Raw genomic sequence first — 15,915 nt, 5'->3', positions numbered from 1 at the left:
ATCCTATGTGCCTATATCGGAATAAGGAGATGATTTCCAATCTCCTACCGCGACGCGTCAATCTCACTCCCTTTCTTTTCTAAAATTAGAAAAGGTAAGAAGAGTATTGGATCACCACCTCAATAAATAATTTTTTTAAAAGAACTAGAAGGGATCTTAACCCCTGGTACATCAACTTTTCCCGAGGGAGTCTCAGGCACTTCGGCTTCAATACTTTTTTAGCTAGAGCAACAATCTTTATGAAAACAGACGTTCATGAACATTAATTCTCACCATGGCGTTTGCAAACTTGTTTGCGGTATTATTCGGCTGTGGTCTCTATATCTTCTGATTCTTACAGCGCATCGTGCGGAGTTGAACGTAATACGCGACACTCCTGCAAAAGTGCGAGAAAGGCGAGACCCCGCAGGGGCAAAGCCCCGAGGAGGCTCGGCGCGAGTCCGCGGAAAGGGAGCGTATTCCGTTCAACGAAGCTGCCGAAATAAAAGGAGGGGTTTAGCACCCTGCCTAACAGGGGGATCCTAAATTTTTTTAAAACATAAAAACAGATCACACTGCGACTATAGTCCTGAAATGAAAAAAGTCAGAAAAAAGTGTTTATTCATGATCTGAGAGGGTACTACATATAATAAGACAAAGATTGAATCTCTCACATACGAGGTTTAATCATAAGGGTCCTAGATTGACCGTGGTAACTCAACGTTTTGAGCCAACACAAGAACATAGGGAGCTTTACTCGTTCTTGCGTGGAGTGCAGGCCTTGCAGTACATAGAGGAAGCGTGAAGCGAAAGACAAAGCACCCACCTGCTATTGCAGGTTCAAAACAAGAGTAGAAAAAACGGCTATACCGGGATCCTTATCCACTTTAATTCTCTCCCGTTAATCATTAGCGGGATTTTAACTGCAAAAAAACTGCCCTGTTGTAAGGGCAGTTTTTTTATTTTGCAATTTTCTCGAGATTTCCGTTTTTATCCATCTTAAATGCAGGAGCTGCGCGATCTTCGCTTACTTCCTCCTCAAGAAGAGCCATCCGTCTGGCACGGTTCATAATCTGTATAATGGATTGATAATCCTCTTCGACCACTTTATGCTCTTCTTCCAGTTCTTTTAAACGATCCTCCAGCTCGGCTACTTTACGGTTAAGAAAATCATTTTCCCTTACAAGTCTGTCGTTTTCCACTTTGGCAGTAGCAGACATGTAGTTGTTTTGTGCCATGCGCTCAAGGAACTCGATTACGTCAGTGAGAGTCATTTCCCGTTTACGGTGTGTAACCGGCGGAAGAGTCACTTCAACCAATTCAGCTTCCTCTGCCACCTGATAGGGTTCTTCAGGGCGGTAGGTTTTTTCGATAGCTGAAGGTTCACTAACTGAAGGGGTTGTAACAGGCTTGGCATCGTGAGCCAAACGGCGTTTACGTTCTTTCCGGTGTTTTTTTGCTAGTTTGATTGCGTCGTCGTATTTATTACGCACAACAGCGTTCCAGCGGAAGCCACAGGCAGCTGATGTTCTGTTAAGGGCATCCCCTACTTCATCAAATGCGTTAAGCTGGGTGCTTCCTTCACGGATATGTCTTAATACAGTTTCAGCCAGCAGCAGATCATCTTCTTGTGACCATGCATCTTGTCTTACTTTCATGATTGCACAATCCTTTCTTTGGTTAAGATTCACGATTTACTACTAACATGGTCATATAAAAGAGTAAATATACCAGACTCACTAAAAATTACTAGCTTCTTCCAATATGGTAGCTTTCACCTTCTAGTGAACAGCAAACAGGGCGGCCAACAAGGAAACATCTTCCCTGTGGGCCGCCCTCTTAAAGAAACTGGCGATCTTTAAACACTTTTATTTCTTATTCTGTTTACGGTCTTCAAAGTAATCCAGACGTTTTTGTACCGTTTTTTCATACCCGTTGGTAGAAGGTGTGTAAAATATCCTGTTCTTAAGATGGTCGGGGAGGTACTGCTGCGGTACATAATGATTTTCGTAATTGTGGGGGTATTTGTATCCTTCACCGTGTCCCAGCTTTGAAGCTCCTTTGTAATGAGCATCACGAAGATGAACAGGAACATCACCGCGTTTTTCTTTTTCAACAGCCTGAAGAGCACTGTCAATACCACTTATGACAGCATTGCTTTTAGGAGCGGTGGCCAGATACAGCGTAGCTTCTGCTAATGGAATCCGTGCTTCAGGCAATCCGACAAACTCGACAGCATGTGCCGCCGCCTGTGCGATCAGAAGGGCGTTCGGGTCCGCAAGTCCCACGTCTTCAGCAGCGTGAACATAAAGACGTCTTGCAATAAACTTCGCATCTTCTCCTGCATAAATCATTTTGGCAAGCCAGTATAATGCGGCATCAGGATCAGAACCTCTGATGCTTTTTATAAAAGCAGATATTGTATCGTAATGATTGTCCCCTTGTTTATCATAGTGAACGACTCTCTTTTGTATAGATGCTTCAGCTGTATTAAGGTCAATCCGGATGATCCCGTCTTCATCGGGATCTGTTGTGAGAACGGCCAGTTCAAGAGCGTTGAGTGCCGTGCGGGCATCTCCGTTGGCTACGTCAATTAAATGATCGCGGGCATTTTGGTCGAGAGTGATTTGATATTCTCCAAATCCCCGCTCCTTGTCACCCAGCGCATGATCGATCACATTCCCGATTTCGGCATCCTCCAGAGAAGATAATCTGAAAAGACGAGACCTGGATATAAGGGCGGGGTTAACTTCAAACATAGGGTTTTCCGTAGTAGCCCCGATTAAAATGACCGTCCCGTCTTCAACAAATGGAAGAAGGGCATCCTGCTGTCCTTTATTAAACCTGTGGATTTCATCAATAAACAGAATGGTTTTCGTTTCTTCATATTTGAGACGCTCTTTTGCCCGTTCAACAATTGCCCTCACATCTTTAATTCCGGCTGAAACGGCGTTCAACTGTTCAAAACGGGCAGATGTGGAATTGGCGATGACCCTTGCCAATGTTGTCTTCCCTGTTCCAGGGGGACCGTGAAAGATCATCGCTGTCAGCCGGTCGGCCTGAATGGCACGGCGGAGTAAAGTGCCTTCTCCGATAATGCCTTTTTGGCCGATGACTTCATCAATGGTTCTGGGCCTCATCCGGGAAGCGAGAGGGCCTTTCGGTTTACTGTTTTCAGGGTAGTCGAACAAGTCCATGATTTTTCCCCCTGTATCTAGGATTTAATGATTGCAATTATCTTCAAACACCGTTAAAATGCTAGTGGCTGTAAAGGGTATTCAGGCCTTTTGCAAGTACGTTTATACAACAGTCTGATCATACCACGGATGCCTTTTATTGAACATTTATGTGCTATAATATAGGAAAGATAAATGATAATACAAGTAAACCTGTCTGAAAAGAATGGATAGTGTTTCCTTTTATCAGGCGGGAGGAGCAGAATATGAAGACATCTGTACCGGACCAGAAGTTTTTCAGGTGGTCCGTCTATATTATCGGGTTGATCATTATGAGCCTGGGCATATCGTTAACAATTCTTGCAGATCTGGGAAGTGCACCCTGGGATGTACTTCATATCGGACTGACCAATCAATTTGGACTTACAATTGGTACTTGGACAATAATTATGGGTTTTATTACGCTTATTACGGCAACCATGTTAACAAAAGAATGGCCGAAAGCAGGAGCCTATTTGAATATGATCCTTGTCGGGGTCTTTGTAGATATTCACCTGTTCATCCTGACTACACCGAGTACCCTTATTGGGCAGGGATTCATGCTTGTTGCAGGAATTCTTATTATGGGATTTGGGATTGGTCTTTATATCAGCCCGCGCTGCGGTGCAGGTCCGCGAGACAGTTTTATGCTTGCTGTGTCTGAGAAAACAGGAATGACGGCCTCGCGTATCAGAGGCTTAATGGAGATCGTTGTATTAGCTTTTGGCTGGTATCTCGGAGGCCCTGTTTTTTTCGGAACAATTATATTCAGTTTAACAATCGGCCCGGTTACGGGACACTGCCTGGTTTTGTGTCAGACCTGGATGGACCGGAGAATGGAAAGAGGGATTAGCGTTGAAAATATCCACTAAAGGAAGATATGGACTCACTATTATGATGGCTTTGGCAAAAAAATACGGTGAAGGTCCGATTTCACTAAAATCGATTGCAAAGGACCATAAATTATCCGAACACTATCTGGAACAGCTCATAGCACCTCTTCGAAATGCCCAGCTCGTTAAGAGTGTGCGGGGGGCATATGGGGGATACATGCTGGCAAAAGAACCACAGGACATTACAGCCGGTGATATTATCCGGGTTCTGGAAGGGCCGATCAGCCCGGTTGAAGTTGTCGACGATGAAGAACCGGCAAAGCGGGACCTTTGGATAAAGATCCGGGACGCTGTAAAAGATGTTTTGGACAATACGACTCTCCACGACCTTGCCACATATGAAGATCAGGGAGATCAGGAATACTATATGTTTTACATTTAGAGACTTTTCTGCAGTAACTGTCAGAAGGAATAGTGAAATGTACGGCTAAAGTGAGGCCTGTTTTTAGCCCTCGCTTTTGTTATGAGTAAAGGGACGATTTATCGGCCCGAGAGGTGATTAATATTGAAGAGAATTTATTTGGACCATGCAGCAACATCCCCGGTAGCACCTGCAGTTGTTGAAGAAATGATGCCTTATTACAAGGAAGCATTCGGTAACCCGTCAAGTATCCATCATTTCGGCAGAGAGGCACGACGGGGGCTGGACAGTGCAAGGGAAAGTATTTCTTCCGCAATCAATGCCCGGTTCGATGAGATTATATTTACGAGCGGCGGCACAGAATCGGATAACCTTGCTGTTATCGGTTATGCGACAGCCCATAAGGAGAAGGGCCGTCATCTGATTACAACTGAAATCGAACATCACGGGATTCTGCATGCTTTTGAGTACCTGGAAACACAGGGGTTTGAGGTTACTTACCTGGCCGTGGATGAGTCAGGAAGGATTACTGTTGAGCAGGTAAAGCAGGCACTCAGAGAGGACACCATTCTCGTTTCTGTTATGTTTGGAAATAACGAAGTAGGAACAGTCCAGCCAATTTTCGGGATTGGGCGTCTGCTGACAGATCATACGGCTGTTTTCCATACAGATGCGGTCCAGGCTTTTGGAATGGAAGAAATCGATGTAAGGAAGCTGAACGTCGATATGATGAGTGTGTCAGCTCATAAAATTAACGGACCAAAAGGAATCGGTTTTTTGTATTTAAAAGCAGGACTGTCTGTGAGCCCGGCTCTTTACGGCGGGGAACAGGAGCGTAAACGCCGTGCCGGTACGGAAAACGTGGCGGCTGTTGCAGGGATGAAGAAAGCCGTACAGCTGACATTGGACAAACGGATTCAAAAACGTGAAACGTACGAAAAATACCGGGATATAATTTTAAATACTTTTGAAGAGCAAGATCTTACTTTCTATGTTAACGGCAGCAGTGACGACCGTATGCCTCATATTTTAAACGTGAGCTTCCCGGGAGCAAATGTTGAATCAATGCTCACAAACCTTGATATAGCAGGGGTGGCTGTATCAAGCGGCTCTGCCTGTACAGCTGGATCGGTTCAGCCTTCCCATGTACTTTCAGCAATGTTCCCTGATGATCCGGACCGAAGTCAGTCGGCCATCCGTTTCAGCTTTGGTGAAGGATTAACAGAAGAAGATGTTTTGTATGCTGCAAAACAGACAGCAAATACAGTAAAGCGTTTAGTAAAATAACAGGAGGTGGCACACGATGGCACAAGTAAAAAAAGCACCTGAAGATACCAGGGTAATTGTAGGAATGTCCGGCGGAGTAGATTCCTCTGTAGCGGCTTATTTATTGAAAGAGCAGGGCTATGATGTAATCGGCATTTTTATGAAAAACTGGGACGACACTGATGAAAATGGCGTGTGTACAGCAACTGAAGATTACGAAGATGTTATCCGCGTCTGTAATCAGCTTGAAATTCCATATTATGCTGTAAACTTCGAGAAGGAATATTGGGACAAGGTCTTCACATACTTCCTTGAAGAATACAAAGCGGGACGCACCCCAAACCCGGATGTGATGTGCAACAAGGAAATTAAGTTTAAGGCTTTCCTGGATCATGCCTTATCACTGGGAGCTGATTATCTGGCAACAGGACATTATGCCAGAATCGGAAGAGAAGACGGTAAAGTGCAGCTTCTCCGCGGCATAGACGATAACAAAGATCAGACGTACTTTTTGAATGCTTTAAGCCAGGACCAGCTTCAGCATGTAATGTTTCCGGTAGGGGAAATTGAAAAGCCCAGAGTCCGTGAAATTGCAAAAGAAGCGAACCTCGCCACAGCTTCAAAGAAAGACAGCACAGGTATTTGTTTTATAGGCGAGCGCAATTTCAAGGAATTTCTCAGTGAGTTTTTGCCTGCCCAGCCAGGTGAAATGCAGACCATAGACGGGGAAGTAAAAGGGACCCATGATGGTTTAATGTATTATACTCTCGGTCAGCGTCACGGCCTTGGTATCGGCGGGGCCGGAGAACCGTGGTTTGTCGTAGGAAAAGACTTGGAGAGAAACGTCCTCCTGGTAGGACAGGGATATGATCACCCTAACCTGTATTCAGATGGATTAAAGGCCATTAAAATCAACTGGATTGAGCCTGTAGAAGGGAAGACGTTAAGCTGTACAGCGAAATTCAGATACAGACAAGCGGACCAGGAAGTAACGGTCGAACTGACCGGCAGCACAGAAGCAACTGTGACGTTTAAAGAACCACAGCGGGCGATTACACCTGGACAGGCTGTCGTTTTCTATGATGGGGACGTATGCCTGGGCGGTGGAACGATAGACGAGGTCATTACAAAGTAATCATTCAACAAGGGGAGAGGCAACAATGACAGACAAAAATCAGCAGGCTGTAAAGGAAATGCAGGAAGGAGATCTTGAGGCTGCAGCGAAATTATTAAACGAAGCGATAGAGGAGCATCCTGAAGATCCGGTTGCATATACGAACTTCGGAAATCTTCTGGCTGCAGTCAAAGAGGATGAGAAAGCCCTTCGATTTTTTGAAAAAGCGATTTCCATCGATGAAAATACAGCAGCGGCCCATTACGGCAAAGGGAATATCTTTTTTAACCAGGATAACTTCGAAAAAGCAATTGAGGCTTACCAGAAGACATTGGAGCATGGCCTTTTGGAGTCCGATGTTTATTATATGCTCGGTCTCAGCTATTACCAGATGAACGATTTATCACATGCTCTGCCAAGTCTGCAGCGGGCGATTGAATTAAACCCGAAGGATATTGATGCTAATTTTCATTATGCTCTTACACTTGCCCAGCTGGAACTTGTGGATCAGGCGGTTGAAGCTTTTAATGATGTCCTTCTTTTGGACCCTGAGCACGCGGACAGCTGCTTCAACCTTGGTGTTGCTTATGCGTATAAAGACGAAGCGGAGAAAGCTCTTAAGATGTTCGAACGGGCTATAGCCATCCAGCCGGATCATGTGCTGAGCCACAATGGTAAAAAGCAAATTGAAGCTCAGCTTAATGGAAATTAAGCTGATTAAGGGTGAAAGATCAAGACCAGAAGCGATAGAAGCTCCGGAAAGCAGGTCTGCTTATGATGAGCGAATCAACTGAAGCAAATTATGCAAAAGGGGAACTTCTTCATTTGATTTATCACAATGAAGAAAGTCTGTATACAGTTGCAAAAATAAAGGTCACAGACTCGAGTCTGGATCTTCCGGACCGTGAACTTACGGTGGTGGGGATTCTCCCTAAACTCGATTATGATGTGACCTATCTTTTTCATGGAGAAATAAAAGACCATCCGCGGTTCGGAAAGCAGTTTAAAGCTGAGCAGTTCCGTAAAGAAGTCCCACAGACGAAACAGGGAATTATTCATTACTTATCAAGTGACCGGTTCCCCGGTATTGGCGCCAAAACCGCTGAAAATATCGTTGAAACACTTGGGGATCAGGCCATTACGGCCATTCTTGAGGATAAAACCCGCCTTTACCAGGTGGAGGGACTGAAAAAGGACAAGGCTAATAAGATCTACGGTACTCTCCTTGAGGAGCAAGGCGTAGAGCAGGTCCTGTTAACGTTATATGATTACGGCTTCGGACTGCAGCTCGCCATGAAAGTGTATCAGGCATATAAACTTGATGCCATGCGGATCATTGAAGAGAACCCTTATAAAATGATTGAAGACGTGGAAGGAATCGGATTCTCCAAAGCTGATGCCATCGGCTACAAGCGTGGTCTCAGAGGAAACCATCCAGATCGTATCAAAGCTGCCGTCATTTATGTACTTACAGAACAGACGATGAATGAAGGTCATGTTTACACGCCCGTTAAGGCTGTTCTGACCGGGGCTCAAAGGCTTCTCAGTGAGAGAGAACGTGTGGATGAAGGAGATATTGCCCAGGCGGTTATTGAGATGGGTGAAGAAGGCAAAGTGATGGTAGAAGAAGAACGGATGTACCTTCTTACCCTGTACTTTGCTGAAAAGGGGATTGTCTCCAATCTGCACCGGCTGATCAGCCGTGGAAAATCAGTAGAGGATTTTCCGGAATCCGAGTTTTTAAAAGCTCTAGGCAGAGTAGAAGAAGAACTGGGAATCGAATATGCAGTTACTCAGAAGGAAGCCATCCAGACGGCTCTTACCTCTCCCGTAATGGTTCTGACCGGGGGACCGGGAACAGGAAAAACGACAGTGATAAACGGTCTCGTTGAAGTTTACGGAAAATTAAAGGGTGTTTCGGTAAATCCCGATGACTATAAAAAAGACGATCAGTTCCCGGTTATTCTCGCCGCCCCAACAGGGCGTGCGGCTAAAAGGATGACCGAGTCTACAGGTCTTCCTGCCTCAACGATTCACAGGCTTCTTGGCTTTAAAGGAAATCAGGACGACTTTGAATACGGTGATCATCATCAGCTTGAAGGAAGCCTGATTATTTTGGATGAAATGTCCATGGTGGACACCTGGCTTTGCAATCAGCTGCTAAAAGCGATTCCTGACGACATGCAGGTTCTGTTTGTAGGAGATGAAGATCAGCTGCCCTCGGTAGGGCCGGGTCAGGTTCTGAGTGACATCCTGTCAACGGAACTGTTGCCGTCTGCTCAGCTGACGGCCATCTTCAGACAGGCTGAAGGCTCCAGCATCATTACTTTTTCCCATGCTATAAAAGAAGGGAAGAACCTTGCAGAGGTAGACCGTAAAAGCAGCGATCTCCGGTTTATTCCATGTGCCATGTCCCAGACAGCTGATGCGGTTAAACAAATCTGTGAAAGAGCAATAGTGAGAGGCTACACCCCGAAAGATATTCAGGTCCTGGCTCCTATGTATCGTGGGGACGCAGGTGTTACAGCTTTGAATGAAATGCTTCAGGAGTTGTTTAATCCAAAAAAAGAAGGCAGGCGGGAAGTGGCCTACGGAGATGTAGTCTACCGGCATGGCGATATGGTTCTTCAGCTCGTTAACAATCCCGAAGAGAACGTATATAACGGGGACAGAGGTGAGATAGTTGCGATTTTCACACCAAAAGAAACGGAGCAGAACCAGACGATGATCGTTATTTCATTTGATGGAATTGAAGTCGCTTATTCAAAGTCGGACTTAAATCAGATCACCCACGCATACTGCTGCTCCATTCACAAATCACAGGGAAGCGAATTCCCTATTGTTGTTATGCCAATTGTGCGGAGCTATGCGAGAATGCTCCGTAAAAATCTGATTTACACCGGTGTGACAAGGGCGAGGGACTTTTTGTTAATGTGCGGTGAATGGCAGGCCCTTGAGCTTGCTGTTGGACGTGAAGAAGGGACCGGGCGGAACACGACCCTTCGTGAAAAGCTGAAAGCGGCATTTATGGAAGTGACTCACCAGCATGATAAAACGGGTGTTACCAAAGACTAAGGAGTGTTCAAGGAGTGTGATGCACTTTGCGAACATTTCAAAAGGTCAAGGGAACACCCGTTTTTTTACTGGCTGATGGATCGAATATTGGTAAAGTGAGCGATCTCTTTGTTGATGACAGCGGCAGTGTGACCGGCTTTTGGGTAGCGGGGAGGAAATGGTGGCAAAGACGTAAATTCCTGCGTTTGGATACCATTGAAAAAACAGAGGCTGCAGCGATTTATATAAAAAGTGATGCAGATCTGTCGTTTGCACCCGAAGCGCTTTTCCGCTTTCATGACGGGAAAAATCATCTTTTTGGAAAGCCTTTGTTAACGGAAGACGGGGCCGTAACCGGGCTTCTGGAAGATGTATATTTTCTTGACGATCTGGGCACGATTGTAGGGTATGAAGTGACCAATGGTTTTATTTCGGACTTTACTGAAGGCAGGCATGTTGTAAAAACTGACTGTCCTCTCAGAGTCGAAAAGGACCAGTTGGTGCTGCGGACTCACAGTTAATGCTTGGAGGAGAGCGAAATGCGTTGCCCAAACTGCAAAGGCAAAGATATTGGAAAAATCGGTTCAAATCAATTTTACTGCTGGAACTGTTTTATTGAACTCACCTTGTCAAACGGACGATTATCATTACACCAAGTAGAAGCAGACGGGAGTTTAAGTTCTCTCGATGACCTGTTTGCAGAAGAGGAACGTCGTGTCGAAACAGACTTCTGACTGGTGGTGACAGACGAATGAGGTATTTATCTTTAATGGCCATCGGTGCCGGCGCTGCTGCCTATGCCATGAGCATGGACAAAAAGACCCGGAGACGATGGAAAAAACGGATGGGGAACGTAAACTTCCTGGAGGAGTTTGACCTGGATGACTACATCCCAAGCAAACGCCAGATGAAACGTTACCAGCGACGTTTAAAGAAAGCAATTTCGTAAAACAAGAACCGGCAGACTTTCCTGCCGGTTTTTCAAATTGTCGGGGGTCTGTCCCCGCATAATTTTGTGCGGGGACAGACCCCCGACAATTTTGTGACTAAAAGGATGGATTTGGATGCACCCTAAATGGATGAGGGGGTGTATGCGATGCACGAGAGGTATGTGAGAAGACTCGTTAAGCTTGGGGCTGTAGTTTTGTTTTTAGTCATCATTGCAGTTCTTTATATGATGGTTGTTGAGCTTAAGGAGCTCTGGATAAAAGTCGGGCGAATTTTTCTCCCATTTCTCCTTGCTGTTTTTATCGCATATTTACTTCATCCGGCTGTGGTGTGGCTTGATCAGAGGAACGTCCGCCGTCCCTATTCGATTCTTCTCATCTTCGGGTTATTTTTAGCTGTATTTGTCACTGCCATCGTTAAAGCAACACCGTATTTTATTCAGGAAGGCAGGGACTTTCTCGATCAGCTTCCGGGGCTCGCAAATACATACCGGGGGTTTATGTCTGATTTTCATGAGCAGACGGAATGGCTCCCTGACAGCTTTCAGGTTAAAGCAGAAGCGTGGCTTCAAAAGGGGGAAGCCTTTACTGCGGATGCTCTTCTCGGGCTGGTCGATTTCCTGAGAACCGCCCTTGATTTTCTGTTTTTGTTTATCGTTATTCCGTTTATCGTCTTTTACCTTTTAAAAGACATTAAACTGATTCATAAAGTAGTCTGGTATTTTACACCGAGACGTTTTCGGAGTGAAGGGAAACAGCTTCTTGCAGACGTAGATGAGTCTCTCGGAAATTACATCCGCGGCCAATTGCTTGTCTGTTTTGGAGTAGGTCTGGTTGCTTTTATCGGTTTTTGGATCATCGGACTGCCTTATGCATCCTTAATTGCCCTGTTTATTGCCGTTACGAATATCATTCCGTACTTCGGGCCGGTTATCGGTGCAGTTCCTGTTTTGCTAATTGCTCTCACAGAGAGCATAAACCTGGTGGTTTTCGCTCTGGCAATTATCATCATCGTTCAGATAGTTGAAGGAAATATCCTTGCCCCGCTTATTGTAGGGAAATCTCTTCATATGCACCCGGTGTTGATTATTTTTGCCCTCGTAGTAGGCGGTGAGCTTGCAGGAATCATCGGTCTTATCGTAGCTGTTCCGTTACTGGCTGTGCTGAAAGTGTTTATTATTCATATTCGTAAGCTGTTACGAGAAAAAAAAGAAGTGATCGAACGCCAGGAATATTGACAAAGCTTTAACCGATTTCTATAATGACAGGTAGACAAGTGATTCCACATGAAAATTGTTGAAGGAACGGAATCGTTACAGCCCATCACAAAGAGAGGTACCTCCCAGGCTGAAAGAGGACCACGATGAAGAGTAACGGTCGGCTACTCCGGAGAGCAGGTTAATCCCTGCCGGCTGACACACTGTTATTGTGTTGCGAGGTGACAGACAACAAGTCTGTAACCAGGGTGGTACCGCGTGAGAACTCTCTCGTCCCTGATTTTCAGGGGCGGGAGTTTTTTGTGTTTTTAAGAATCTTTTTTAAAAAATGTTGACGAATGCACGACACACGTGGGGAAACGGAGAGCGAGGGAGCGTCAGCATTACATGATCCAAGTCAGATAAGACCAAGTGATTAATATGAAGGAGGAAATAAACATGAAACGATTAACATCTGCAGAAGTAAGACAGAAGTATCTTGATTTTTTTAAGGAAAAAGGACATGACGTGGAGCCGAGTGCCTCCCTTGTCCCGCACGAAGATCCATCACTTCTTTGGATTAACAGTGGTGTTGCAACACTGAAGAAGTACTTTGACGGCCGGGTGATTCCGCAAAACCCGCGGATCGTGAACGCACAAAAGTCTATTCGTACAAACGACATTGAGAACGTAGGAAAGACAGCCCGCCACCACACGTTTTTTGAAATGCTGGGTAACTTCTCGATCGGCGATTACTTTAAAAAAGAATCAATCCATTGGGCTTGGGAATTCCTCACTGATGAGAAGTGGATCGGATTTGATCCCGAGAAGCTTGCCGTGACCATTTATCCTGACGACGATGAAGCCTTCCAAATCTGGCACGAAGAAGTAGGACTGCCAAAAGAGCGGATCATCCGTCTTGAGGAAAACTTCTGGGACATCGGTGAAGGGCCTTGTGGACCAAATACTGAGATTTTCTATGATCGCGGTGAAGCATACGGCGATGACATGGACGATCCGGAAATGTTCCCTGGAGGAGAGAATGAGCGTTACCTTGAAATCTGGAACCTTGTTTTTTCCCAGTTCAATCACAACCAGGATGGCAGCTACACGCCTCTTCCAAAGAAAAATATTGATACGGGTATGGGTCTTGAGCGGATGGTAAGCGTGATTCAGGACGCCCGTACGAACTTTGATACGGACTTGTTTATGCCGATTATCGAATCTACAGAAGCTATTGCAGATACAAAATACGGTAGCGCTTCAGAAACAGATACGGCATTTAAGGTAGTAGCAGACCACATCCGTACCGTTACATTTGCTGTGTCTGACGGCGCGTTACCGTCCAACGAAGGCCGCGGCTACGTTCTACGCCGCCTTTTACGCCGTGCGGTACGCTACGCAAAGCAGATCGGAATTGAACGTCCGTTTATGTATGAACTCGTGCCGGTAGTTGGTGAAATTATGGAGCCGTTCTACCCTGAAGTGAAACAAAAAGAAGCGTTCATTCAAAAGGTCGTTAAAAACGAAGAAGAGCGTTTCCACGAGACACTTCATGACGGGCTTGCAATGCTTAATAAAGTCATGGATCAGGCTAAAGTAAATGGTGTTTCTGAAATTTCAGGTGATGATGTTTTCCGTCTTTACGATACGTACGGCTTCCCTGTGGACCTCACAGAAGAGTATGTGACAGATGCGGGCTTTACGGTTGATACTGAAGGCTTTGAAGCTGAGATGAAAAAGCAGCGTGACCGTGCCCGGGCAGCAAGACAATCTTCAGGGTCCATGCAGACTCAGGATGAAGTACTCGGCAACATAAAAGAGCCAAGCGAATTCATCGGCTATGATGTCCTTGACATTCGGTCCGTCGTAAAAGTGATTGTCAAAGACAAGCAGCTTGCTGAAACAGTAAAGGCCGGTGAACAGGCACAAATTATCGTGGACCGCACACCGTTTTACGCAGAAAGCGGCGGGCAAATTGCCGATAAAGGAACATTCGAGACTGAGGGTGTTAAAGTGAACGTACTGGACGTTCAAAAAGCTCCAAACGGCCAAAACCTTCACTCGGTTGAAGTAGTAGAAGGGACTCTTGAGCTCGATATGGGACTGAGCGCCAAGGTCGATCAGACAAACCGCATCGGTGTTATTAAAAATCATACAGCTACACACCTTCTCCATCAGGCACTTAAAGATGTCCTTGGTGAACACGTAAACCAGGCAGGTTCCCTAGTTGAAGAAGGACGACTCCGTTTTGATTTCTCCCATTTTGGTCAGATTCAGGAAGGAGAAATGAAGGAGATCGAAGAAATTGTCAATGAAAAAGTATGGAATGCCCTGTCGGTGCACACGATGTATAAGAGCTTAGCCGAAGCAAAGGAAATGGGTGCCATGGCTTTATTCGGCGAAAAATACGGAGACGAAGTACGCGTCGTTAAAGTTGGAGACTACAGCCTGGAGCTCTGCGGAGGATGTCACGTAAACAATACAGCTGAAATTGGTTTGTTTAAAATTGTTTCTGAAGCAGGAATCGGAGCGGGTGTCCGTCGAATCGAAGCACTAACCGGGAAGAATGCCTACATTCACATGAATGGTCAGGTTAATGTATTGAAAGAAGCAGCTGTAAGCCTTAAGTCGAATCTTCAGGACGTTCCAAAGCGTATCGAACAGCTGCAAAAACAGTTGAAAGAAAAGCAAAAAGAAAACGAATCCCTTTCAGCCAAGCTCGGAAACATGGAAGCAAGCAGTGTACTGGACGATATTCAGACTGTGGACGGGGTTAAAGTATTAAGTGTAAAAGTAAACGCATCTGACATGAATGGTCTTCGCCAGATGGCAGATTCTTTGAAAGACAAGCTTGGATCGGGTATCCTCGTGTTAGGAACGAACCAAGGTGAAAAAGTAAGCATTGTAGCCTCTGTTTCACAAGATCTGATCAAAGAAGGGTATCACGCAGGCAATATCGTCAAGGAAGTGGCTGCGCGCTGCGGAGGCGGTGGCGGTGGCCGTCCTGATATGGCCCAGGCCGGCGGTAAAGATCCTTCCAAGCTTGAAGGAGCTCTGCAGGCAGTACCGGAGCTTGTAAAAAGAAATTCCTTATCGTGATTGTTTCGTGTACAATGAAATTAGGTAAATTCTCCACTTTAAGTGGGAGAGACTGGAGAGGTGTTTGTGATGAGTTCAATGGATAATACAATGAAGTTTAACTTTCACGATGACTCAATGGATGCTGACGTAAAAGAAGTTCTGCTTACGGTTTATGCGTCCTTGGAAGAGAAAGGGTACAATCCCATCAATCAGATTGTCGGATACCTGTTATCCGGTGATCCGGCTTATATTCCCCGACATAATGATGCCAGATCATTAATTCGTAAAATTGAGCGGGATGAATTAATCGAGGAATTGGTGAAATCCTATTTATCACAGCACAAAGAGGAGAAGTAATGAAATCGTTAGGACTTGATGTAGGTACGAAAACCATCGGTGTAGCAGTCAGCGATGCGTTTGGCTGGACAGCTCAAGGGGTAGAGACCATCAGGTGGAAAAAAGGTGATGAAGAATCGGCCATTAAACGGATCGAACACTTTATTGCTGAATACGACGTATCTACCATTGTAGTAGGTTTACCAAAGAACATGAACGGAACCGTCGGTGAACGGGGAGAAGCGTGCCTTGAGTTCGCTGATCAATTAAAGGAACGAACCGGACTTGAGGTTACAATGTGGGACGAGCGACTGTCCACAGTAGCTGCTGAGCGTATGCTCGTCTCAGCGGATGTGAGCCGGAAAAAGAGAAAAAACGTAATCGACAAAATGGCAGCCGTGATGATCCTGCAAGGGTATCTCGACCGCCAGCAGTCGGCAAAGTAAACTCAAGCGCACAAGTTGTGCCTA

Annotated in this window: 15 protein-coding genes and 1 other RNA gene; 14 read left to right on the top strand and 2 right to left on the bottom strand. The window is 45.5% G+C overall.

Going from position 1 to position 15,915, the window contains the following annotated elements:
* Positions 1–671 precede the first annotated feature (671 nt).
* A non-coding RNA gene (gene ssrS, locus JSY36_RS15820) (6S RNA) lies at positions 672–859 on the top strand.
* Positions 860–938: 79 nt separating this feature from the next.
* Here ssrS and JSY36_RS15815 read toward each other — a convergent pair.
* Together JSY36_RS15815 and JSY36_RS15810 are read right to left on the bottom strand one after the other, a co-directional pair.
* The gene (locus JSY36_RS15815) at positions 939–1,640 is read right to left on the bottom strand and encodes an RsfA family transcriptional regulator (RefSeq protein WP_205167097.1); all 702 of its coding nucleotides are present in this window, start codon (positions 1,638–1,640) and stop codon (positions 939–941) included.
* Positions 1,641–1,847: 207 nt separating this feature from the next.
* Complete coding sequence (locus tag JSY36_RS15810) at positions 1,848–3,176, bottom strand: AAA family ATPase (RefSeq protein WP_205167086.1); 1,329 nt, start codon at positions 3,174–3,176, stop codon at positions 1,848–1,850.
* A 245-nt stretch (positions 3,177–3,421) separates the two neighbouring features.
* Between JSY36_RS15810 and JSY36_RS15805 the strand changes: the two genes are divergently transcribed.
* From JSY36_RS15805 to ruvX, 13 genes are all read left to right on the top strand, one after another.
* Positions 3,422–4,066, top strand: a complete 645-nt coding sequence (locus JSY36_RS15805) for a YczE/YyaS/YitT family protein (RefSeq protein ID WP_205167085.1) — start codon at positions 3,422–3,424, stop codon at positions 4,064–4,066.
* Entirely contained in the window at positions 4,050–4,469 is a 420-nt protein-coding gene (cymR, locus tag JSY36_RS15800) for a cysteine metabolism transcriptional regulator CymR (RefSeq protein ID WP_122896285.1), read from the top strand. Before JSY36_RS15805 ends, cymR begins: the two co-directional genes overlap by 17 nt.
* 123 nt (positions 4,470–4,592) lie before the next feature.
* Positions 4,593–5,735, top strand: a complete 1,143-nt coding sequence (locus JSY36_RS15795) for a cysteine desulfurase family protein (RefSeq protein ID WP_205167084.1) — start codon at positions 4,593–4,595, stop codon at positions 5,733–5,735.
* A gap of 16 nt (positions 5,736–5,751) precedes the next feature.
* A complete protein-coding gene (gene mnmA / locus JSY36_RS15790) occupies positions 5,752–6,849 on the top strand; it encodes a tRNA 2-thiouridine(34) synthase MnmA (RefSeq protein ID WP_205167083.1) in 1,098 nt (365 codons plus the stop codon).
* Positions 6,850–6,874: 25 nt separating this feature from the next.
* Positions 6,875–7,540: a tetratricopeptide repeat protein gene (locus JSY36_RS15785; protein ID WP_205167082.1), complete on the top strand. Its 666-nt coding sequence runs from the start codon at positions 6,875–6,877 to the stop codon at positions 7,538–7,540.
* 62 nt (positions 7,541–7,602) lie between these two features.
* Entirely contained in the window at positions 7,603–9,903 is a 2,301-nt protein-coding gene (recD2, locus tag JSY36_RS15780; protein ID WP_236784992.1) for an SF1B family DNA helicase RecD2, read from the top strand.
* Positions 9,904–9,929: 26 nt separating this feature from the next.
* Complete coding sequence (locus JSY36_RS15775; RefSeq protein ID WP_205167081.1) at positions 9,930–10,403, top strand: PRC-barrel domain-containing protein; 474 nt, start codon at positions 9,930–9,932, stop codon at positions 10,401–10,403.
* A gap of 18 nt (positions 10,404–10,421) precedes the next feature.
* Complete coding sequence (locus tag JSY36_RS15770) at positions 10,422–10,616, top strand: hypothetical protein (RefSeq protein WP_122896290.1); 195 nt, start codon at positions 10,422–10,424, stop codon at positions 10,614–10,616.
* Positions 10,617–10,633: 17 nt separating this feature from the next.
* Positions 10,634–10,831: a hypothetical protein gene (locus JSY36_RS15765; protein ID WP_142996763.1), complete on the top strand. Its 198-nt coding sequence runs from the start codon at positions 10,634–10,636 to the stop codon at positions 10,829–10,831.
* Between the two features lie 147 nt (positions 10,832–10,978).
* Positions 10,979–12,067, top strand: a complete 1,089-nt coding sequence (locus JSY36_RS15760) for an AI-2E family transporter (RefSeq protein ID WP_205167080.1) — start codon at positions 10,979–10,981, stop codon at positions 12,065–12,067.
* A 417-nt stretch (positions 12,068–12,484) separates the two neighbouring features.
* Positions 12,485–15,127: an alanine--tRNA ligase gene (gene alaS / locus JSY36_RS15755; protein WP_205167079.1), complete on the top strand. Its 2,643-nt coding sequence runs from the start codon at positions 12,485–12,487 to the stop codon at positions 15,125–15,127.
* Between the two features lie 69 nt (positions 15,128–15,196).
* Positions 15,197–15,466 carry an IreB family regulatory phosphoprotein gene (locus JSY36_RS15750; RefSeq protein ID WP_205167095.1) on the top strand — a complete coding sequence of 90 codons (270 nt, stop codon included), beginning with the start codon at positions 15,197–15,199 and terminating at the stop codon, positions 15,464–15,466.
* The gene (gene ruvX / locus JSY36_RS15745; RefSeq protein ID WP_122896295.1) at positions 15,466–15,891 is read left to right on the top strand and encodes a Holliday junction resolvase RuvX; all 426 of its coding nucleotides are present in this window, start codon (positions 15,466–15,468) and stop codon (positions 15,889–15,891) included. Before JSY36_RS15750 ends, ruvX begins: the two co-directional genes overlap by 1 nt.
* Positions 15,892–15,915: the final 24 nt, after the last annotated feature.

Origin of the sequence: Alteribacter salitolerans, from assembly GCF_016901055.1 — a bacterium.
Taxonomy (GTDB): Bacteria; Bacillota; Bacilli; order Bacillales; family Salisediminibacteriaceae; genus Alteribacter; species Alteribacter keqinensis.
The sequence above is the reverse complement of the archived record's forward strand: the minus strand, read 5'-3'. Positions and strand labels throughout refer to the sequence as shown.